Here is a 20,784-nt window from a genome sequence, read left to right on the forward strand (position 1 = left end):
CCTGAGGAGAACAAATGCCCGAAACCTTCAAAGCCATCCTCGTTTCGCGTGACGCCGAGAAAAACCAGTCAGTCGCGGTGACCGAGCTTACCGAGGCAGACCTGATGGAGGGCGACGTCACCGTCGCGGTCGAGGCGACGACGGTGAACTACAAGGACGGCCTTGCGATTACCGGCAAGGCGCCGGTAATCCGCCGCTGGCCGCTGGTGCCGGGCATCGATTTCGCCGGCACTGTCATCTCGTCTTCCAGTCCCGACTGGCGCAAGGGTGACAAGGTCATATTGAACGGCTGGGGCGTCGGCGAGACGCATTTCGGCGCCTTTGCCGGACGCGCCCGCGTCAAGGGCGACTGGCTGGTGCCTCTGCCGGACGGCATGAGCCCGCATGATGCGATGGCGGTCGGCACCGCCGGCTACACCGCCATGCTTTGCGTCATCGCGCTGGAGCGCCACGGCATCGTGCCCGATCGCGGCCCTGTGGTGGTGACGGGTGCTGCCGGCGGCGTCGGCTCGGTCGCGGTCTCGATCCTGTCCAGCCTCGGCTATCACGTCATCGCCTCGACCGGCCGCGCTGCCGAAAGCCCCTATCTGATCGACCTCGGCGCCGCGGAAGTGATTTCACGCGACGAGCTTGCGCAGCCTGCAAAAGCGCTCGCCAAGGAACGCTGGGCTGGCGGCGTCGATGCGGTCGGCAGCCACACGCTGGCCAACGTTCTGTCGATGACCTCCTATGGCGGCGCCGTCGCCGCTTGCGGCCTCGCCGGCGGCATGGACCTGCCGGCAAGCGTCGCCCCCTTCATCCTGCGCGGCGTCTCGCTGCTCGGCATCGATTCGGTGATGGCGCCCAAGGCGGTCCGCCTCGAGGCCTGGCGCCGCATCGGCGCCGATCTCGATCACGCAAAGCTTGCCAGCCTGTCGACGAGCATCGGCTTCGACGGCATCATCGGCGCCGCGCATGACATCGTCGAGGGTAAGATCCGCGGCCGCGTGGTGGTGGACATATGAGCCTCCAAAGGGACAAAAAAGAGCGCGACCGCTAAAATTCGAACGATCAACCACAACCTTCGATAAGCTCTGTCTGGCAGGAGTTCCGTATGATTGCGGAACCCGGCATCAGAGATGCGGAACCAGCCGAACGGGCCGACGGGACGGCCCCCGAGGCACCAGGACGGCAACTTGTCGCCGCGCCACCGCTGGCGCCGGAACTACCGGCCGCCAACCGCGAAGGCCTGCCCTTCCTGACGCTCGTCGCCATCGTCGTGCTGGCAGGCCTGTCGCATCTGACCGGGGCGCCGATCTTCATCACCATCGGCCTTTTGGCGACAGCCATCGCCGGGCTCGCCATGCATCTGCGCAACAGGCGCACCGAGCGCCGCGCGGTGGCCCTGCTCGATGCCACGACCGCCCGCAGCCGCGCCGAAATCGAGACACTGGCCGACCGCATGTGGGAGATGCAGGAGAGCGAGGAGCGCTTTCGCGGGCTGATCGATGCACTCGGCGATCTCGTCGTCCACCGCGACCGCGACGGCCATATCGTCTACGCCAACAAGGTTTTCGCCGACGTTGTCGAAACCGACCAGCGCGACCTCGCCGGCAAGACCCTGGCCGAACTGGGCATCGATGTCGGCATCGTTCCCGACGCCGCCTTTTCCGACCATGAATGCCTGAGTTCCACCGATGTCGCCATTCGCACGCCGGACGGCCCACGCTGGTTCTCTTGGATCGAGCTGTCGGTGCGCGACAAGGACAGCGGCGCCGTCTCGCATCGCGCCATCGCCCGCGACATCACCGCCCGCAAGCGCGCCGAATCCTCGCTGATCACCGCCCGCGAGCGGGCCGAATATGCGAGCCAGGCCAAATCGCGCTTCCTCGCCACCGTCAGCCACGAGATCCGCACGCCGATGAACGGCATCATGGGCATGGCCCGGCTCCTCGCCGACACCAGCCTTTCGCCCGAGCAGCGGACCTATGTCGGCGCCATCTCGACCTCGGCCAGCGCGCTGCTGGCGCTGATCGAGGACCTGCTCGACTACTCCAAGATCGAGGCCGGCCGCTTCGATCCCGAACCGCAGCCGATGTCGGTGCGCGAGATCGCCGACAATGTCGTCGAGCTTTTGGCGGCGCGGGTTTTTGCCAAGGATATCGGCCTCGGTTGTCATGTCGAACCCGACGTGCCGCAGCTGATCACCGCCGACCCCGGCAGGGTCAGGCAGGTGCTGCTCAACCTCATCGGCAACGCCGTCAAGTTCACCGACAGCGGCGGCGTCCTGGCGAGCATCGGCCGCGTCCGCACCGAATCCACCGACCGCATCCGCTTCACCATCACCGACACCGGCCCCGGTCTGCGCGAAGAGGACATGGAGCGCATATTCGAGGACTTCGAACAGGCTGACGGCACCTCGACCCGTGCGCATGGCGGTGCCGGCCTCGGTCTTGCCATTTCCAAGCGCCTGGTGACCGCCATGGGCGGCACCATCTCTGTGTCTAGCCGGCTTGGCCAGGGGTCCGAATTCGTCTTCGAGATTCCCGCTATTTCCGCCGTCGAGGCGTCGCAGATCCGCCAGGACGCCCTTTCGGGCCGGCATGCGGTGATCGTGTCGAAGAACCTGGTCGAGGCCGAAGCCCTCGCCCGGACCATTCGCGCCAATGGCGGCTCGGTCGATCTGGCCGCCGCCGCCGCCCAGGCCACCCCTTTCGCCGAGAGCTGCGACGTGCTTCTGATCGATGCTGCCATGGAGCAAAGCGACGGCAGGCTGCTCAGGCGCCTGCGCCAGAGCGGATTTGCCGATTGCGAGGCAGTGACGCTGATCGCACCGACCGACCGCGGCATGCTTGGCGAGTTCCGTGCCAACGGTTATGCCACCTTCCTGGCGAGGCCGGTGCGCGGCGAGACACTGCTGCGCGTGCTTTTGACCAGCCATGCGCCGGTCATCGCCGAGCCGCAATTGCAAAAGCGCGGCGCGCAGGCTGGGCACGCCATTGGCGGCCGCCAGCAGGGCCTGTCGGTGCTGATCGCCGAGGACAACGACATCAACGCCATGCTGGCCCGCGCCACGCTGCTGAAGGCCGGGCATCGCGTGAAAGTGGTCGGCAACGGCAAGGCCGCCGTCGAGGCGGTCATCAGCACCGGCCACAAGCACCGCTACGACGTGGTGCTGATGGACTTGCATATGCCTGTCATGGACGGCCTGGACGCCATCGCCGCCATCCGCCGCCATGAGGAGGAGACCGCGGTGCCGCCGGTGCCGATCATGGTGCTGTCGGCCGACAGCCAGGAAAAGACCCGCCACGCCGTGCTCGCTCACGGTGCCAGCGGCTTCGTCACCAAGCCGCTTGACCCCGATGCCCTGGTTCATGCGGTCGAAGGGCAAGCGGCCGCCTGAGGCACAACCTAGACGGTCGATAGATTACCCAGCCGACGAAGTATTGCCCGCAGAGCCGTATCACGGTACTGTCACAATCCTGTTGCACCTACACCGTATCCCCGTGCCAAGAGGGATGGCTCGAAGGAGAATCACTCGTGCATACAGTCATGCCGGAATGTGATGCTCGGCCGAACGCCAGCGGGCCTTTGCTCGTCGGCCGGAACGCCGATGCCGTCATAAAAGGCGCATCGCTCGGCCGCATCGGCAATCTCGAAGTGCGGCTCGCCCGCAACGAGGCCGAGATCGCTGCCGCGCAGGAAGTGCGCTACCGGGTGTTCTACGACGAGCTTGGTGCCAGGAAGGACCTGTTCCAGATGCAGGACCGCCGCGATGCCGATCGCTTCGATCCCCTCTGCGACCATCTGCTGGTCTTCGATACTTCGCTTTCCGGCCCCGAACATCGCCGCATCGTCGGCACCTACCGCCTGCTGCGGCAGGAGATTGCCGCGGCGGCCGGCGGCTTCTATTCCGAAGGCGAATTCGAGCTGACCAAGCTGATCGCGCGGCATCCCGGCCAGCGCTTCCTCGAGCTCGGCCGCTCCTGCGTTCTGCCGGAATACCGCTCGAAGCGCACCATCGAGGCGCTGTGGCAAGGCATCTGGGCCTATATCAACCATTACGGCATCGGCGTGATGACCGGCTGCGCGTCGTTCCACGGCACCGTGCCGGCCGCACATGCCGAGGCGCTGACCTATCTAGCCCACCACTGCCGGACGAATTCATCGTGGGACGTACGTGCCGTCGCCGGGCGCTATTGTTCCATGGACCTGATGCCGATCGAGGCCGTCAATGCCAAGGCGGCGATCGCCGCGATGCCGCCGCTGGTCAAGGGCTATCTGCGCGTCGGCGCGCGCATCGGCGACGGCTGCGTCATCGACCGTGAATTCTCGACGGTCGACGTGTTCGTGGTGATGCCGGTCAAGGAGATCGGCGCCCGCTATGTCAATTATTATGGCGGGGAAGCGCAGCGATTTGCGGCCTGAGTAGGGCAGTAGGCGGAGAGAAGGCAACGGCCGGAGTAGGCAATTGCTCTACCTTACCCGACGTAGCGTTATTCCCTACTCCCGTACTGCCCTATTCCCCTACCCCCTAACTTACGCATCCTTCTCGGCCTGCTCGTTGACCGGCCCCGGCTCCACTGGCGCTTCGCTTGCCACATGCTTGGGGCCGCCCTTGGCCACGCCGACCATGGCCGGCCGCAGCACACGCTCGCCGATCGAATAGCCGGGCTGCACGACCTGCACGACCGTGTTGGCCGGCACGTCGGGATTGGGCACCTCGAACATCGCCTGGTGGAAATTCGGATCGAATTTCTCGCCCTCGGGTTCGAGCTTCTTCACGCCGTGGCGTTCCAGCGCCGACAGCATGGCGCGCTCGGTGATCTCGACGCCGTCGATCAGCGCTTTGAACCCGGCATCGCCGGACGCCTTGGCCTCCTCCGGGATGGCATCCAGAGCACGGCGCAGATTGTCTGAAACCGAAAGCATGTCGCGGGCAAAGTTGGCGACCGCATAGGCGCGCGCATCGTGGACGTCGCGGGCGGTACGGCGGCGCAAATTCTCCATGTCGGCCGCGACGCGCAGTGCGCGATCCTTCAGCTCTTCGTTTTCCTTCAGAAGCCGCACAAGCGCTTCATAGTCGCCGTCGACGCCGCCTTCCCTTGGCTCCGCGGCAGTCTCGGTCTTCTCGGCTTCATCGGGCGCGCGTTCGTCTTTTGCCTGGTCGCTCATCGCCGTTTCCCGTCATTTTTCGAATGGTGTGGATTTGCGCCCGATATCGAGGTTTAGCGGCCAAAAATCAAGGGGCAAGCGCTACTGCAGCCGCTGCCGCGGCCTGATGGCGGGCCGCGCAAACCTTTCGATTTTAATTCAAACTTTACCGTACCCGACGGCCTTGCTTGCCGAGACACTACAATGCGGGAACCATTCCTCCCTTGGAAGAGTTTCGAAGCCGACACAGGATTTTGAGATGATGCCCCGCAGGAATGGCGAAAAACGCGACGGGCTCGCTGCCGATATCCGGCGCCAGCTCGGCACTGAGGCGACCAAGCGCTTTCTGCGCACCTTGCCGGCCTTCCGCACGGAGTCCGATATTCCCGACCGTCTGAAGGAACTGCTCGACCGCCTGGACGGCGTGGAAGCCAAGGTGGTCGCAGGCGGGCGCCGGGGGTAGGCGCCGTTGCCGGCGTCGCGCCCGGCGATTGTGGCCGGCATTCCTTGCCATCGCGCGACATTTACGCGCAGTAACTTTGCGTGATCTCCGCCTTGCGGCAGCGCGCCGCTCCGCCTATGTTTCATGATGAACATGATTTCCCCCGAAGCTGTGGCAAACAGCAAGCGCGCCTGGTTGAAAATCCTGTCGCGCTATAAAAAGCCCGACAGGCGTCGCAGCGCCGTCGAACTCGCCATCACCCTCATCCCCTTCGCCACGCTGTGGGCACTGTCCTCGGCCGCCTATGCTTATGGCCATTGGTGGGGTCTGGTCCTCATCCTTCCGGCAGCCGGCTTTCTGGTGCGGATCTTCATGATCCAGCACGATTGCGGCCACGGTTCCTTCTTTGCCAACCGCTATGCCGACGACTGGATCGGCCGCGTGCTTGGCGTGCTGACGCTGACGCCTTACGATTGCTGGCGCCGCGCCCACGCAACCCATCACGCCAGCGCCGGCAATCTCGACGAGCGCGGCACCGGCGACATCAAGACACTGACCGTCGCCGAATACCGGCAACTGTCGTGGCGGGGCCGGCTCGCCTATCGCCTCTATCGCCATCCGCTGGTGATGTTTGGCCTTGGCCCGATATGGATCTTCATTTTCGAGCAGAGACTGCCCTTGGGCATGATGCGGGGCGGCCTCACCCCCTGGGTGTCGTCGATGTCGACCAATCTCGCCATCGCGGTCATCGCCGCGCTGCTCATCTGGTTCGTTGGCCCTGGCGCGTTCCTGGTCGTGCATTTGCCGATCGTCATCCTCGCCGGATCGGCCGGCATCTGGCTGTTTTATGTCCAGCACCAGTTCGAGGAGACGGAGTGGACAAAGGACTCCGAGTGGGAATTCCAGCACGCTGCCCTGCACGGTTCGTCCTATTACGACCTGCCGCCGGTGCTGAACTGGATCACCGGCAATATCGGCGTCCACCATGTGCACCACCTCTCGGCCAAGGTGCCATGCTATCGGCTTCCGGAAGTGCTGAGGGACTATCCGGAGCTGCGTGAGATCGGCCGCGTCACGCTCCTCGACAGCCTGCGCTGCGTCAAGCTGGCGCTGTGGGACGAGAGCCGCAGCAAACTGGTATCATTCCGCGAAGCGCGGATGGCCGTGTAGACGCACCGCCGCACGAAGAGTGCGGCGGCTCCAAATTCCGAGCTTAAGCCGCCCGGCGTTGGTCGCGCATCAGGATTTCGCCCTGGCGGATCTCGGTGCCCAGCACTTTCAGGCATTCGCGCATGAAGGCGGCAAGGCCCGGCCAGCCCTTGGCCGACACAAGATTGCCGTCGACATGAGCGCCGGTCGGCGCAACATCGATATAGATGCCGCCGGCCAGCGTGACTTCCGGCTCGCAATATTGCAGCGCCGCAACCTCGCGGCCGCGCACCACGCCGTCGACTGCAATCAGGATCTGCACGCCGTGGCAGATGGTGAAGATCGGCTTGCCCGTTTCATGGAAATGCCGCACCAGCGCCTGCACGCGCTTGTCGATGCGGATATATTCCGGCCCGCGCCCGCCCGCCGCATAGACGGCGTCGTATTCGGCCGGGTTGACCTCTGAAAACGTCTTGTTGAGGATGTAGTCGTGGCCGAGCTTTTCCGTATAGGTCTGGTGGCCTTCGAAGTCGTGCAGCGAGGTCTTCAAGATATCGCCGGCCTTCTTGTCGGGACAGACGACATGGACGGTGTGGCCCACCGCGTGCATGGCCTGTTCAAAGACGAAAATCTCGTATTCCTCGCTGAACTCGCCAACGAGCATCAATATCTTCTTGCCAGCCATATCCGGTTCCTCCCTTGTGGCCACATTTATTCGGATCGCGAAATAATGGGCCTATCGTAAGGCGGAGAGGCGCAAAATAAAAGGCTGAATCGGGAATGTGGTCCGACCAGATAGGGCTTCTGACACCTGGAGCGGATCAGCCGGCGCGCACCCGCCGCCAGGAATATTTCGGGCCTTTGGCCTCCGGCTTCACCGAGGGTTGGTAGGACAGCGGCAGTCCGCCGGTGCGGCCTTGCTCGAGCCGCTTCAGCAGCACCGGGTGCGAGATCTCGAATTCGTCGAAGCCGAGGCGCAGCATGTGCGGCAGCTGGTCGACCAGCACCTGCCCGGTGGCGCGCATGGCGCCGGCGAAGTGGTAACGGCTGCGCAGCAATTCGCCCTTGGAGAACGAGCGGCCGTCATTGAACGCCGGGAAGGCCAGCGCCACCAGCGACAGCTGATCGAGCAGGCCGGCGATCTTTTCGAGCTGGTCGCCGGGCTGCAGCAGCACGCCGATGCGTTCCTTCGCCGACCGCCGCACCTCCGGATCGAGGCCGAGAAACGCCTGCAACGGCAGGATGACGCGGCCATTGCCGACCAGCGCCTCGGCGCTTTCGGCATGAACCCACTCGTCCTCGCGGAACCCATCCGGTGTCCACAGCCGCGTGGCGTTTTCGGCTATCAAGTCACTCATCAAGAAATTTCCCAAGTCCAAAATCTGGATGCCAAAAATCCTGGATCCCAAAAAAGACCCTAAAGCGAGGCGTCGGTCAGCGACCTTTCCAGCCCCGACAAATGAATGCCGCATTCGGTCTTGGCGTGCCCGGCCCAGCGGCCGCTGCGCGCGTCGTCGCCCGGCTGCACCGGCTGCGTGCATGGGAAGCAGCCGATCGACAGATAGCCATAGGCGACCAGCGGGTTTTCACGCAGCGCATGTGCGCGCATGTAGCCGGCCTGGTCTGATGTCGTCCAGTGCGCCAGCGGATTGATGCGGATGCGCGAGCCGACCGCCTCGAACACCGGGAGCGATGCCCGGGTCGCCGCCTGGAAGCGCTTGCGTCCGGTGAACCAGGCGCGGAACGGCTCGACGCCACGCGCCAGCGGCTCGACCTTGCGCACGTCGCAGCAGGCGTCGGTATCGGTCTCGTTCAGATTGCCGGTCGGGTCGATCCTTGCCAGCGCCGCATCGTCGGGCCTGATCACCCGGATATCGGTCAGCCCGAAATCGGCGGCCAGCGCGTCACGATAGCCGAGGGTCTCCTCGAAATGCTTGCCGGTGTCGAGAAAGATCACCGGCAGCGTGCGGTCGATCTCGGCGATCATGTGCAGCAGCACCGCCGAATCCGCGCCGAAGGACGAGACGGCGGCGATTTCGCCGTGAAAGAATTCCCGGGCCGACCGCTCGATGATCTCCAGCGGCTTCAGATGGCCATAGAGCGCGTCGAGACCTGCCGCTTGGGCGGCGATGCCGGCCTCGACGTCGACGATACGGTCAAGCGGCCTTGGTTTCGCCAGCATAGAGCGCCTCCTTGAACGGCGCGGGACCGACACGGCGGTAGGCGTCGATGAATCGTTCGTTTCTGTCCAGCCGAAGCCCGAGATAGGTCTCGACGATCTGCTCGATGGCGTCGGTGATCTCTTCCGAGCTGAAGCCGCGGCCGATGATCTCGCCGACCGAGGTGTTCTCGTCGGCCGAGCCGCCGAGCGTCACCTGGTAGAGCTCGGCGCCTTTCTTCTCGACGCCGAGGATGCCGATATGGCCGACATGGTGATGGCCGCAGGCATTGATGCAGCCGGAAATCTTCAGCTTCAATTCGCCGATCTCGCGCTGGCGCTCCAGCGAGGCGAAGCGCCGCGAGATTTCCTGCGCCACGGGAATCGAGCGCGCCGTCGCCAGCGCACAATAATCGAGGCCGGGGCAGGAGATGATGTCGCTGATCAGGTTGGAATTGGCCGTCGCCAGCCCGATATCGACAAGCGCGTCGTAGACCGCCTTGAGGTCGGCCCGCGCCACATGCGGCAGGATCAGGTTCTGCTCGTGACTGACGCGCAGCTCGTCGAATGAATATTTTTCGGCAATGTCGGCGACCGCTTCCATCTGGCTGTCGGAGGCATCGCCCGGCGTCTCGCCGATGCCCTTAAGCGAGATGGTCACCGCCGCGTAGTCGGGATGGCGATGGGTGACCACATTCTGGTCCAGCCATTCGGAAAAGCTCTTGGAGTCGAGCCGGGCAAGCTTGACCGCCTCGTCGCCTTCCGGCCGGTCGACAAGCGCCGGCGGCGCGAAATAGGCGTCGATGGCGCGGATGTCTTCTTCCGGCAGCCTCAGCTCGGCGTCCTTCAATTCCTGCCATTCGGCCTCGACCTGGCGGGTGATCTCCTCGACGCCGGTCTCATGGACCAGGATCTTGATGCGCGCCTTGAACTTGTTGTCGCGACGGCCGTAGAGGTTGTAAACGCGCAGGATCGCCGTGCAGTAGGACAACAGGTCCGCTTCGGGCAGGAAGTCGCGGATCTTCTTGGCCACCATCGGCGTGCGGCCCTGGCCGCCGCCGACATAGACGGCGAAACCAAGCTCGCCGGTGGCGTTCTTCCTCAGGTGCAGGCCAATGTCGTGCGTCTGGATGGCGGCGCGGTCGCGCTCGGCGCCGGTCACGGCGATCTTGAACTTGCGCGGCAGGAACGAGAATTCCGGATGCACCGACGACCATTGCCGCAGGATTTCGGCATAGGGGCGCGGATCGGCAACCTCGTCGGCGGCGGCGCCGGCGAAGTGGTCGGCGGTGACGTTGCGAATGCAGTTGCCGCTGGTCTGGATGGCGTGCATCTCGACGCTTGCCAAATCCGCCAGGATCGCCGGAATGTCCGACAGCGCCGGCCAGTTGAACTGGATGTTCTGGCGCGTCGTGAAATGCCCGTAACCCTTGTCGTATTTGCGGGCGATATGGCCGAGCATGCGCAGCTGCTTGCTGTTCAGCGTGCCGTAGGGCACCGCGATGCGCAGCATATAGGCATGCAGCTGCAGATAGACGCCGTTCATCAGCCGAAGCGGCCGGAACTGGTCCTCGGTGATCTCGCCGGCAAGCCGCCGCGCGACCTGGTCGCTGAACTCGGCGACCCGGGCCTTGACGAAATCGTGGTCGAACTCATCGTAACGGTACATATTCAGGTCTTTCCGGGCGCGTCCGCCCGTTATTTTTTTCGTTCGAGCATGATCGGGATCATGCTTGTGTCATCTATGCCGCGCGTGCGGCTTGCGGACGGGCCTGCTTGCCCAGATCGTTGCGGGTGGTCGGGCCGGCGGCACGGATCTTTTCACGCAGCCGGACCGCCTCGACCTTGCCGTTGGCCACGGTCACGTCGATCAGGTTGACGTCGACCACTTCGTTGTTGGCGGAGGCCTTGGCGCCGATCGCCTCCAGCCGGTCCTCGGCCGCCTTGTCATGGGCGATGTCGGCATGGTCGATGGTCTCGGCCCAGCCGCCATTGGCGTACCAGACGGCTATGCCGTCGGCGAGGCGGTTCGCGGTCAGGACTTTCATTGGTTCACTCCTTGCGCGGCAGCACGGGCCGCGCTTTCCTGCCTGTGTGCCGCCAGCGGCTCCGACCGTTCGAAATTGGCGCCGGCGACCGCGTCGCCGATGATGGTCATCACCGGGCCGCTGAGATCGGCACGCGCCTCCAGCGATGGCAGGTCGGCGAGCGTGCCGTGGAAACGGCGGCGGTTGGCAAGGCTGGCGTTCTCGACCACTGCGACGGCCGTATCCGGCGACAGGCCGGCTTCGATCAGCCGGCCGGCGACCTCGGCGGCGACCGAGCGGCCCATATAGACGGCGACTGTCGCGCCGGAAATGGCGAGCTTTGCCCAATCTGGCAGCGAATTTCCCTTGAGGTCGTGGCCGGTGGTGAACACCATCGACGACGACACGCCGCGCAGCGTCAGCGGCAGTTCGAAATCGGCGGCGGCGGCAAACGCCGCGGTGACGCCTGGAACCACTTCGTAGGCGACGCCGGCATCGCGAAGTGCCGCCATCTCCTCGCCAGCCCGGCCGAACACCAGCGGGTCGCCGGACTTCAGCCGCACGACGCGCTTGCCGGCATTGCCAAGCTCGACCAGCAGCGCATTGATCTCGGCCTGGCTCTTGGAATGGCAGCCCTTGCGCTTGCCGACCGGCAGGCGCTCGGCATCGCGGCGGCCCATGGCGACGATCGCCTCCGGCACCAGCGCGTCATGGACGATCACGTCGGCTTCCATCAGCAGGCGATGGGCGCGCAGCGTCAAAAGGTCCTCGGCGCCGGGACCGGCGCCTACAAGCGCGATATGGCCCGATGCCGGTTCGTTCGAAAGCAACAGGCCGACCGCTGCATCATGCGCCTCGGAAAGCCGGCCAGCCTCCACGGCACGGGCCGGTGCGCCGCCAAAGAAATCGCTCCAGAAGCGGCGGCGGGCATTGCCTTTCGGCAGCAGTTTTTCGGCGGCGTCGCGCAACGATGCGGCAAGGGCTGCGAGCGGACCGAGCGAGGGCGCCAGCATGCGGTCTATGCGGCTGCGCAGCATCTGCGCCAGCACCGGGCCGGCGCCTTCGGTGCCGATGGCGACGGCGACCGGTGCGCGGTTGACCAGTGCCGGCGTGAAGAAATCGCAGAGCTCCGGCCGGTCGACGGCATTGACCGGAATGCCCAGCCGGCGCGCATCCCCGGCAACGCGGCGGTCGAGCGCCTCGTCGCCGCTGGCGGCAAACACCATCACCGCACCATTGAGATGTGCTGCATCATAGGCGTCGGCAATGTGGGTGGCCCCCGTCTCGGCGATAAAGGCCAGCAGATCGGCGCTTGCGGCATCGCTGACGATGCGCAGCACAGCGCTCGACTGCGCGAGCAGCCGCGCCTTGGCCAGCGCTTCCTCTGCGCCGCCGACGATGGCGACGGCTTCGCCCTCGACCCGCATGAAGACGGGAAAGGCATTGAGCTTGGGCGTGGCTTGCGGCATGACGAGCGGAATCCTGGAACCGTTTGTCAGTTCTACGCGCGGGCGCGAAAAACCAGAAGGCACCCACTCGCGCATCGCTTCGTAGCAGGCAATCTCTTTTCTGCAAGCATGAAGGCCAAGAGAAAAATATTCCACATTCAAATGCGGAGCGGATTGAAGCTGCTGTTGCGGCCCTTGATCCGCTGCCTTTCTAGCGGCTGGCAGAGTCGGCCACAAAACAGATTTTTCTAAATTCTACCAATTTAGTAGATTAAAGCCGCCGGATGCCAACCGAGCCATCAAAGGCAGCCCGGCGCTCTCGCCGGCCCTTGTCGGAATACCGGGTCCGAGTACCGGAACATTCCCGCCTCGGCACGCGTTTGCCCTATGGGCCCAGGCCCGGTCGTGCCCCTGCGGCAAAGGCTTGGCGATGGGCTCGAAAAATCAAAAAAGGAGCGCCCCATGAGCAACGTCAGACTGAAACGCGGACTGTGGATCGTGGTGGCAGATGGCGAAAAGGCGCTGTTCCTCGAGAACCGTGGAGACGTCCAATATCCCGACCTTCAGGTCGTGCACGAGATGGAGCAGGAAAATCCGGCAACCCGAGAACAAGGCACGGACCGCCCCGGCCGCTACAGCGACGGCCCTTCCGTCCACCGCAGTGCGGTCGAGGACACCGACTGGCACCGTCTCGGCAAGGAGCGTTTTGCCGAAGAGATTGCCGACAGGCTCTACAAGCTCGCGCATCGCGGCACCTTCAAGGAGATCGTGCTGATCGCGCCACCGCCGGTGCTGGGCGACATGCGCAGGAAGCTGCACAAGGAGGTCACCGACAAGATAATGGCGGAAATTCCAAAGACGCTGACCAACCACAGCATACCCGATATCGAGAGCCTGCTGCAGGCGACCTGATCGGGGCATCGGCAGCGCAGCAATTCCTTATTGATCGCCACGCTGGAGCAGGCCAGGGTAATCGGCTCGGTTTGCGCTGCCCCTCACCCTTACCCATTCCGGGGCGAGCCGCTTGTCTCGCCCGTCCTTCGGACCCCCGTGAAGGACGGGGAGAGGGGGTCGCCAGCGTTGCGTCCAAGCCCCTTCTCCCCGTTCTGCACGGGGAGAAGGTCCCGGCAGGGGGTTGAGGGGCGGCGCCGACTTTGCCAATTGGTTGCGCCCTACGGAGCAAGCCGCGCCGTAGTGGCAAATCCGCCGGCTCTCCGCCTTTTGCCGCCTTGTCATCGATGTCACGGTGATTGCGGGTTGTCTCGCGACTGTCCCAACCTCCATACTGTCAAGGCGGCGGCTTTTGGTCGGCGCACATCCGACATCGCAATTCCTGAAGGCGCTCCATAGACAATGCCGCATGACACGCCCCTTATCGCCACCGTCGTCGCCGGTCTGGGGCTGGCTTTCGTCTTCGGCGCACTTGCCAACCGTTTTCGCGTGCCGCCGCTGGTAGGCTATCTCATCGCCGGCGTTCTGGTTGGACCGAACACGCCGGGTTTCGTTGCCGATGCCGGTCTCGCCAATGAACTGGCCGAGATCGGCGTCATCCTGCTGATGTTCGGCGTCGGCCTGCATTTCTCGCTGAAGGACCTGCTGTCGGTCCGTGCCATCGCCGTGCCCGGCGCCATTGTGCAGATCGGCTTTGCGACAGCGCTCGGCGCCGGCCTTGCCTGGATGCTCGGCTGGTCGATGGGCGCGGGGTTGGTCTTCGGCCTGGCGCTTTCCGTGGCCTCGACCGTGGTGCTGTTGCGCGCCCTGCAGGAGCGGCGGCTGATCGAGACCGAGCGCGGCCGCATCGCCGTCGGCTGGCTGATCGTCGAGGATCTCGCCATGGTGCTGGCGCTGGTGCTTTTGCCGGCATTGGCCGGCGTGCTCGGCGGCCAAGAGCAGGTGGAGGTGCACTCCAGCGGTCTGCTGTCGCTGCCGGCGAGCTACGGCGTCTGGGGCGTCGTCGGCATCACACTGGCCAAGGTCGCGGCCTTTGTCGTGGTCATGCTGGTGGTCGGCCGCCGGCTTATCCCCTGGATCCTGCACTACGTCGCCCATACCGGATCGCGCGAACTGTTCCGGCTGGCGGTGCTTGCGATTGCGCTTGGCGTCGCCTTCGGCGCGGCCAAGCTGTTCGGTGTGTCGCTGGCTCTCGGCGCTTTCTTCGCCGGCATGATCATGAGCGAATCCGAGCTCAGCCATCGGGCGGCCGAGGAATCGCTGCCGCTGCGCGACGCCTTTTCCGTGCTGTTCTTCGTCTCGGTCGGCATGCTGTTCGACCCGTTCAGCCTGATCAGCAATGGCTGGCCGATCCTGGCGACGCTGGCCATCGTCGTTATCGGCAAGTCGCTGGCAGCCTTCGTCATCGTCGTCGTTTTCCGCTATCCGATCGCAACCGCGTTGATGATTTCGGCAAGCCTTGCCCAGATCGGCGAATTCTCGTTCATCCTTGCCGAACTCGGTGTCGGGCTGAAGCTGCTGCCCGAACAAGGCCGCGACCTCATCCTCGCCGGCGCCATCCTGTCGATCGTCCTCAATCCGCTGATGTTTCTTGCCGTCGACCGGATGAAACCCTGGCTGGAAGCACGCGCCGGCGGGACGGCGCCGTCCGGCGAAGCAAGGCCGATCGGCCCGGCAACCGAGCCCGGCCAGGTGGCTTCGGTCGCGGCGCCTGCGAAGGAGGACGGCCCGCCGCCCAGGACGAGGCTGACCGGCCACACCATCCTGATCGGCTACGGCCGCGTCGGCAGCCTCGTCGGCACGGCGCTGAAGCAGGCCGCCCTGCCCTTCCTCGTCATCGAGGATGCCGACAAGACGTTGGCGAAGCTCAAGGCCGACGGCATCGAAACCGTACCCGGCAACGCGGCGAATGGCGACGTGTTCGCCGCATCCAATCCCGAGGGCGCAAAGCGGCTGATCCTGGCCATCCCCAACGCCTTCGAGGCCGGGCAGGTCGTGCTGCGCGCCCGCGCCGCCAATCCGGCAATCGAAATCATCGCCCGCGCCCATTCCGATGCCGAGGTCGAGCACCTCAAGGGCCTTGGTGCCGACACCGTCATCATGGGCGAACGCGAGATTGCGCGCGGGATCGTCGAAGTGGTGACGGCGAGCAGGACCGAGCCGGCGTTGGCTGCCGACACCGCTACGACGGCTACTCCTTCACAATCGTAATTCCTGCATCGATCAGAAATTTTCTGATTTTTTGAATGTCTTCGGGCGGAACATCCCACCGCCATGACACAGGCGACAGTTGCCGCAAGACACCATAGGCGTTGTCCTGAATCCAATTCTGCAACCGCTTGCGGTCGATCCGACGGTCCAAATGCCCCTGGGACAGCAAGTTGAATGGGAACACATCACGGAGATTTACGTCGAGGTGCCGTTCATCACTTCGCGCATGAAAGGTCCGGCCGAAAACAAAGGATTGCGCCCGTAGCTGTTCTGGCGGGCCATAGAAGGTTTTGTCGACGGTCGCGAAGCGGGAAGACGTTGAGCCATGCGCAAACGCTCTTGGGCCCCAGGAATATGGCATGGACAATCCTATGCCATAGATCGGCTGAAGCTCTTGAACAAGCAGTTTGATGATTCTTTCGAAGGTTTTTTTCGCGTCTGCGTTAGCAGCTCGATCGATATGAATCTCGAAGAGCCTGAAACGATCGACAGAGCAGCCAATGTCTATGGAAAAATCCGATAGCACATTCGGACTTCTCTTCCACAAGTACCCGACCGACTGCCAATCTTTCTTGGTTATAACGTCGCGTTTCGCAAAGTTTCGGTAGAGATAATCCTTGCCCGTCTTTTCGTCGGTGACCGTGGCGATGTCAGGCGCAGAGCCGAGGACCTCGACTATTCGATCCAGTATGTCGCGCGCGCCGGAAATATCTAAACTGGCGGCCCATTCGTAGATAATGAGCGATCCAACCACGTTGGTTTCGGTGAAACGCTCATATCGATCGGTCTGCTCGCTCAAACGTGCTGGCCGCCGTTGATGTGGATTTCCGAGCCGGTCACGTAGGACGCCTGCTGCGAGCACAGGAAGAAGATGATGTCGGCGACTTCCGCCGTGGTGCCCAGCCGTCTCAGCGGAATGGTCTCGACGATTTTTTCCGTGCCCGGCGACAGGATCGCGGTGTCGATCTCGCCCGGCGCAATGGCGTTGACGCGAATGCCGTGCGGGCCGAAATCATGCGCCATCTCGCGTGTCAGCGAGCCGAGTGCTGCCTTCGACGTCGCATAAGCGGTACCGGCGAAGGGGTGCACCCGGGTGCCGGCGATCGAGGTGACGTTGACGATCGAGCCCTTGGCCGACGCCAGTTCCTTGAACAGACCCCGCGCCAGCATGATCGGGGCAAAGAAATTCACCTGAAAGACGTCGCGCCAGACATGCATCGGCGTATCGATCGAGTTCATGCGGCTGTTGCCGTCCTTGAGCTTCGGCGAGATGCCGGCATTGTTGACCAGCGCGTGCAGCTGTCCGCCATGCGCCTCCAGCCGGTGCCGGATTTCCGAGATGGCGATGCCGACATCCTCCTGGTCGGCGAGATCGACCTTGATGTGGTCTTCCGGGCCGGCCGGCCACGGGCAGTCCTCGGCAAAGGCCTGGCGCGAGCAGGTGATGACGCGCCAGCCTTCGCGTGAAAAGCGCTTGACCGTGGCATGGCCGATGCCGCGGCTGGCGCCGGTCAGCACAATGGTCTTTCTGGTGTCGGGTTCAGCCATGTCGCAGGTCTCCAGCCGGACATGTAGCGGAACATCGTCGCGGTTGCGAGGGGGATCGCCGCTCAGCCGCCGGTCAGGATGTCAAGGATCGAGGTCTGCCGCTTCTTGGCCGGGCCGCCAACTTCGCCGGGCGGCACCGGATGCTTGATCGATCCGGTGGCGCTGTCGACGCCCGGCATGGCAAGGCCGCCGGCATCGACCGTCTCGGCAGCGCGCACGGGACGCGAAGCGGGCTGCGTAGCTGCCGCAGGCGGCGCCGATTGGCCGACGGAAGCGACCGGCGCCGGCGGCGCCGTGTCGGACGGTATGTCGTCCGGGACGATGGTGTCGGGCGGCGTCGATTTCCAGGTTCCAGGCAGCGGCCGCACCGGCACGCCCTCATGCGCGGCGACCATGAACTCGTGCCAGGCCTGCGCCGGCAGTGCGCCGCCGGTGACCTTCTTCATCGCGCTGCCGTCATCATTGCCGAACCAGACGCCGGTGGTGAGGTTGGCGGTATAGCCGATGAACCAGGCGTCGCGCGAGTTCTGGCTGGTGCCGGTCTTGCCGGCGGCCGGCCACGCGAACGCCGCCTTCCTGGCCGTGCCGATCTCGACAGTGCCGGTCATCATCGAGTTCATCATGCCGACGACATCGGGCTTGACGACGCGCGGCGCACCGCCGCCATTGTTTTCGTAGAGCACCTTGCCGTCGCTCGTCGTGACGCGGCGGATGAAATGGATGTCCGGCTTATAGCCGCCATTGGCGAAGGGAACATAGGCCGAGGTCAGTTCCAGCGGCGTCACTTCCGAGGTGCCGAGCGCGATCGAGGTGTTGGCCGTCAGCTCGGACTGGATGCCCATGCGGTGCGCCGCCTCGACCACCGCATTCGGTCCGACTTCCATGGTCAGCTGCGCGGCCACCGAATTCAGCGATTTTGCCAGCGCCGTCGCCAGCGTCACCTTGCCGAAATATTTGCCGCCGTAATTGTCAGGCGTCCAGTTGCCGATCTTGATCGGCGCGTCGTTGCGCACGCTGTCGGGCGTACGGCCGGATTCCAGCGCCGCCATATAGACGAACGGCTTGAATGCCGAACCGGGCTGGCGGCGTGCTTCCGAGGCGCGGTCGAACTGGCTGGTCGAATAATCATAGCCGCCGACCATGGCGCGCACCGCGCCGGAATTGTCGATCGACACCAGCGCGCCCTGGCTGACATTGAGCTTCTTGCCGCTCTGGTCGATCAGCCGGCGGATCGATTGCTCGGCGAGCTTCTGCAGCGTCAGATCGACGGTCGTGTCGACGACGATGTCGCGGCGCACGTCGCCGATCAGGTCGGGCAGTTCTTCCATGATCGTGTCGGCGACATAGTTTTCCGAGCCGGTCCAGTAGGACGGCGCGCGCGTCGCCGGCGCGCTCATCGCCGTGGTCATCTCCTTGGCGCTGATCTTGCCCTCGTCGCGCATCGCGGCGAGTACCAGCTGCGAACGCTGTTCGGCCGCCTTCGGGTCGCGCGCCGGCGACAGCCGCGACGGCGCCTTGAGCAGGCCGGCGAGAAGTGCGGCCTCCGACAGCGTGACATCGCGCGCGCTCTTGCCGAAATAGCGGCGCGAGGCCGCTTCGACGCCGTAGGCGCCGGAGCCGAAATAGACCCGGTTGAGGTACATTTCGAGGATCTGGTCCTTCGTATGCTTGTGCTCGAGCCACAGCGCCAGCAGCACCTCCTGCACCTTGCGTTCCAGGGTGCGGTCCGGCGTCAGGAACAGGTTCTTGGCCAATTGCTGGGTCAGCGTCGAGCCGCCTTGCGAGAAATGCCCGCCGACAACGTTGGTGACCATGGCCCGGGAAAGGCCGATCGGGTCGATGCCGAAATGCGAATAGAAGCGGCGGTCCTCGATGGCGATGACGGCCTCGGGAATATAGGGCGACATTTCGTGCAGGCCGACGGCTTCGCCGCCGCTCATGCCGCGATTGCCAAGCAGCTGGCCGTCGACCGAGACGATCTTGATGTTGGGGGCGCGGTCGGGAATGGCCCAGGTGGTGGCCGCCGGCATTTTCGCGCCGTAATAGACGACGATGCCGGCAGTGGCGATGCCGCCCCAGATGGCCAGCACGAAGCACCAGTAGAACAGCCGGCCAAGCACGCCGAACGCACCGCGCCGGCCTTTGCCGCGCCCGCCGCGCGACGGCTTGGCCTTGGACGATTTGCGCTTTGCAGCGGCTTTTCGGTTGCTCGGCACGACGCGGTCCTCCTCGCTCACCGAAAAACCGGCCGAGGATCTCGCCCCCGGCGATGCCTCGAAGCTGGGCTCGATGCGACTGTCTTTCCGGTTCGCCATGCGCTGTGCTGTCTTCCCCATGCCTATGGCGTTCGGGTTGAAGACTAGATGCGGCGATTTAAGGGCGGGTTAAGTCGGGAAAAATCGAAGCAAAGTGTATTCAATCGCTTGCCGAGCCGGCGCGGCCCGCGACAGTGCCAAAGCCCGAAAATGAAAAACCCGCCTCGGCGGGCGGGTCGTTGGAGCCAATGAGCACCATAGCGAGATTAGTAGCATAGCTGCCGGCACAAAGCAAGAACAAAATATGCCTTGCCTCAGAATAATCACTTCAGTTCGGCGGTTGCGACAACCCTCAGTCGTCGGCATCCGCATCGTCGGAGGCCGGCCGCCACCTGATCGGCTCGATCTTCCTTTGCGTATGGCCGTCCGTATAGGCCCACCAGCCGGCGTCGCTTTCGTCCCAGTCGCCGCCGGCCGCCTTCAGCCGGTCGAGCGAACGGTATTGCGCGATGCTCTCGTTCATCACGCCGTCGCTGTCCTGCCAGTAGACGGTGACCTTGGAGCCGTCCTTCGGTGCCGTTTCGATCGGTTTTCGCGCAGCCATTTCAATTCCTCCGGTGAAAGCGAACGGAGCGCCGGGACGAGCGCCCTCGGTTGCTGGCCGATGGCCTTTATGAGAATTCGCTCCGGCGAGACATATGGCGTGGTTTTCGAGAACCGGAGCGTAGCGGACATTTGGGTCCGTGAGCACCGGAAGCGGAGAAAACTGCGCCAGATGCGCCGCCGGAGTAGAATTATCATGAAGGCCATTAGCTGTGGGCGAAGATATCCTCTTCATCCCAGCCCATCAGGTCGAGTTTCGCACGCGTCGGCAGGAAGCGGAAGCAGGCATCGGCCTCCCTGGTCCGGTTGTCGCGCGCCAGCCGCGCGCTCAGCACGTCGCGCAGCCGGTGCAAATAGAGCACGTCGGAGGCGGCATATTCGAGTTGCTCGGGCGACAGCGTCTCGGCCGCCCAGTCCGACGATTGCTGCGCCTTCGACAGGCCGACCCCGAGAAGCTCGAAGCAGATGTCCTTCAGCCCGTGCCGGTCGGTGTAGGTGCGCGTCAGCCGCGACGCGATCTTGGTGCAGAACACCGGCTCCGGCATGACGCCAAAGGCGTTGTAGAGCACGGCAAGGTCGAAGCGGCCGTAATGGAAGAGCTTGGTGATGCTGCGGTTCTTCAGCAGGCTGACGAGGTTCGGCGCCTTTTTCTGGCCGGGCGCGATCTGGATGACGTCGGCCGAGCCGTCGCCCGGCGAGATCTGCACGACGCAGAGCCGGTCGCGATGCGGGTTCAGCCCCAGCGTCTCGGTGTCGATGGCGACCGCCCCGACATCGTAATGCAGCAGGCCGGGCAGATCGTTTTTGTGGAAACGTATGTCGCTCATCGTCTTCTCCGGTCGCGGCCCCGTGCAGCGAT

The 20,784-nt window shown here is 64.3% G+C and carries 19 protein-coding genes; 7 read left to right on the plus strand and 12 right to left on the minus strand.

What is annotated here, in order from left to right:
* Window positions 1-14: 14 nt before the first annotated feature.
* The 3 genes from acuI to olsB all read left to right on the plus strand — a co-directional run bounded on the left by acuI (window position 15) and on the right by olsB (window position 4,407).
* Window positions 15-1,004, plus strand: a complete 990-nt coding sequence (gene acuI / locus NKH21_RS07780) for an acrylyl-CoA reductase (NADPH) (protein WP_352863931.1) — start codon at window positions 15-17, stop codon at window positions 1,002-1,004.
* An 89-nt stretch (window positions 1,005-1,093) separates the two neighbouring features.
* On the plus strand, window positions 1,094-3,382 hold the full coding sequence (locus NKH21_RS07785) for a response regulator (protein WP_352863933.1): 2,289 nt from the start codon (window positions 1,094-1,096) through the stop codon (window positions 3,380-3,382).
* A gap of 149 nt (window positions 3,383-3,531) precedes the next feature.
* On the plus strand, window positions 3,532-4,407 hold the full coding sequence (olsB, locus tag NKH21_RS07790) for a l-ornithine N(alpha)-acyltransferase (RefSeq protein ID WP_292664606.1): 876 nt from the start codon (window positions 3,532-3,534) through the stop codon (window positions 4,405-4,407).
* 111 nt (window positions 4,408-4,518) lie between these two features.
* On the opposite strand, the gene grpE is transcribed toward olsB, so the two are convergent.
* Window positions 4,519-5,154 carry a nucleotide exchange factor GrpE gene (grpE, locus tag NKH21_RS07795; RefSeq protein ID WP_352863935.1) on the minus strand — a complete coding sequence of 212 codons (636 nt, stop codon included), beginning with the start codon at window positions 5,152-5,154 and terminating at the stop codon, window positions 4,519-4,521.
* A 238-nt stretch (window positions 5,155-5,392) separates the two neighbouring features.
* On the opposite strand from grpE, the gene NKH21_RS07800 reads away from it, so the two are divergent.
* Both NKH21_RS07800 and NKH21_RS07805 read left to right on the plus strand, forming a co-directional pair.
* Window positions 5,393-5,596 (plus strand): hypothetical protein, encoded by a 204-nt coding sequence (locus tag NKH21_RS07800; RefSeq protein ID WP_352863937.1) that lies wholly within the window; start codon window positions 5,393-5,395, stop codon window positions 5,594-5,596.
* A 126-nt stretch (window positions 5,597-5,722) separates the two neighbouring features.
* Complete coding sequence (locus NKH21_RS07805) at window positions 5,723-6,745, plus strand: fatty acid desaturase (RefSeq protein ID WP_023675248.1); 1,023 nt, start codon at window positions 5,723-5,725, stop codon at window positions 6,743-6,745.
* 43 nt (window positions 6,746-6,788) lie between these two features.
* Here the strand turns inward: NKH21_RS07805 and NKH21_RS07810 are convergent, their stop codons facing one another.
* The 6 genes from NKH21_RS07810 to cysG all read right to left on the minus strand — a co-directional run bounded on the left by NKH21_RS07810 (window position 6,789) and on the right by cysG (window position 12,378).
* Window positions 6,789-7,409: a DJ-1/PfpI family protein gene (locus NKH21_RS07810; RefSeq protein WP_352665649.1), complete on the minus strand. Its 621-nt coding sequence runs from the start codon at window positions 7,407-7,409 to the stop codon at window positions 6,789-6,791.
* A gap of 136 nt (window positions 7,410-7,545) precedes the next feature.
* Window positions 7,546-8,082 (minus strand): DUF934 domain-containing protein, encoded by a 537-nt coding sequence (locus tag NKH21_RS07815; protein WP_352665650.1) that lies wholly within the window; start codon window positions 8,080-8,082, stop codon window positions 7,546-7,548.
* Window positions 8,083-8,141: 59 nt separating this feature from the next.
* Window positions 8,142-8,906 (minus strand): phosphoadenylyl-sulfate reductase, encoded by a 765-nt coding sequence (locus NKH21_RS07820; RefSeq protein ID WP_352863939.1) that lies wholly within the window; start codon window positions 8,904-8,906, stop codon window positions 8,142-8,144.
* A complete protein-coding gene (locus tag NKH21_RS07825; protein WP_352863941.1) occupies window positions 8,881-10,551 on the minus strand; it encodes a nitrite/sulfite reductase in 1,671 nt (556 codons plus the stop codon). The genes NKH21_RS07820 and NKH21_RS07825 overlap by 26 nt, the downstream gene beginning before the upstream one ends.
* 73 nt (window positions 10,552-10,624) lie before the next feature.
* Complete coding sequence (locus NKH21_RS07830) at window positions 10,625-10,930, minus strand: DUF2849 domain-containing protein (protein WP_352863943.1); 306 nt, start codon at window positions 10,928-10,930, stop codon at window positions 10,625-10,627.
* A complete protein-coding gene (cysG, locus tag NKH21_RS07835; RefSeq protein WP_352863945.1) occupies window positions 10,927-12,378 on the minus strand; it encodes a siroheme synthase CysG in 1,452 nt (483 codons plus the stop codon). Before cysG ends, NKH21_RS07830 begins: the two co-directional genes overlap by 4 nt.
* Window positions 12,379-12,819: 441 nt before the next feature.
* Here cysG and NKH21_RS07840 point away from each other — a divergent pair, with 441 nt between their 5' ends.
* Together NKH21_RS07840 and NKH21_RS07845 are read left to right on the plus strand one after the other, a co-directional pair.
* The gene (locus NKH21_RS07840; RefSeq protein ID WP_352863947.1) at window positions 12,820-13,269 is read left to right on the plus strand and encodes a baeRF12 domain-containing protein; all 450 of its coding nucleotides are present in this window, start codon (window positions 12,820-12,822) and stop codon (window positions 13,267-13,269) included.
* Between the two features lie 441 nt (window positions 13,270-13,710).
* Window positions 13,711-15,519 carry a cation:proton antiporter domain-containing protein gene (locus NKH21_RS07845; protein WP_352863949.1) on the plus strand — a complete coding sequence of 603 codons (1,809 nt, stop codon included), beginning with the start codon at window positions 13,711-13,713 and terminating at the stop codon, window positions 15,517-15,519.
* Here the strand turns inward: NKH21_RS07845 and NKH21_RS07850 are convergent.
* The 5 genes from NKH21_RS07850 to NKH21_RS07870 form a co-directional block, all read right to left on the minus strand.
* A complete protein-coding gene (locus tag NKH21_RS07850; protein WP_352863951.1) occupies window positions 15,500-16,318 on the minus strand; it encodes a hypothetical protein in 819 nt (272 codons plus the stop codon). The two genes, NKH21_RS07845 and NKH21_RS07850, sit on opposite strands and share 20 nt — an antisense overlap.
* Entirely contained in the window at window positions 16,315-17,067 is a 753-nt protein-coding gene (locus NKH21_RS07855) for an SDR family NAD(P)-dependent oxidoreductase (RefSeq protein ID WP_023718933.1), read from the minus strand. Before NKH21_RS07855 ends, NKH21_RS07850 begins: the two co-directional genes overlap by 4 nt.
* A 62-nt stretch (window positions 17,068-17,129) precedes the next feature.
* Complete coding sequence (locus NKH21_RS07860) at window positions 17,130-19,382, minus strand: transglycosylase domain-containing protein (RefSeq protein ID WP_352863953.1); 2,253 nt, start codon at window positions 19,380-19,382, stop codon at window positions 17,130-17,132.
* A gap of 292 nt (window positions 19,383-19,674) precedes the next feature.
* Window positions 19,675-19,926 carry a hypothetical protein gene (locus NKH21_RS07865; protein WP_352863955.1) on the minus strand — a complete coding sequence of 84 codons (252 nt, stop codon included), beginning with the start codon at window positions 19,924-19,926 and terminating at the stop codon, window positions 19,675-19,677.
* A gap of 205 nt (window positions 19,927-20,131) precedes the next feature.
* The gene (locus NKH21_RS07870; RefSeq protein WP_023675237.1) at window positions 20,132-20,752 is read right to left on the minus strand and encodes a ribonuclease D; all 621 of its coding nucleotides are present in this window, start codon (window positions 20,750-20,752) and stop codon (window positions 20,132-20,134) included.
* Between the last annotated feature and the right edge of the window lie 32 nt (window positions 20,753-20,784).

The organism is Mesorhizobium sp. M1329, assembly GCF_040318035.1.
Classification (GTDB): domain Bacteria; phylum Pseudomonadota; class Alphaproteobacteria; order Rhizobiales; family Rhizobiaceae; genus Mesorhizobium.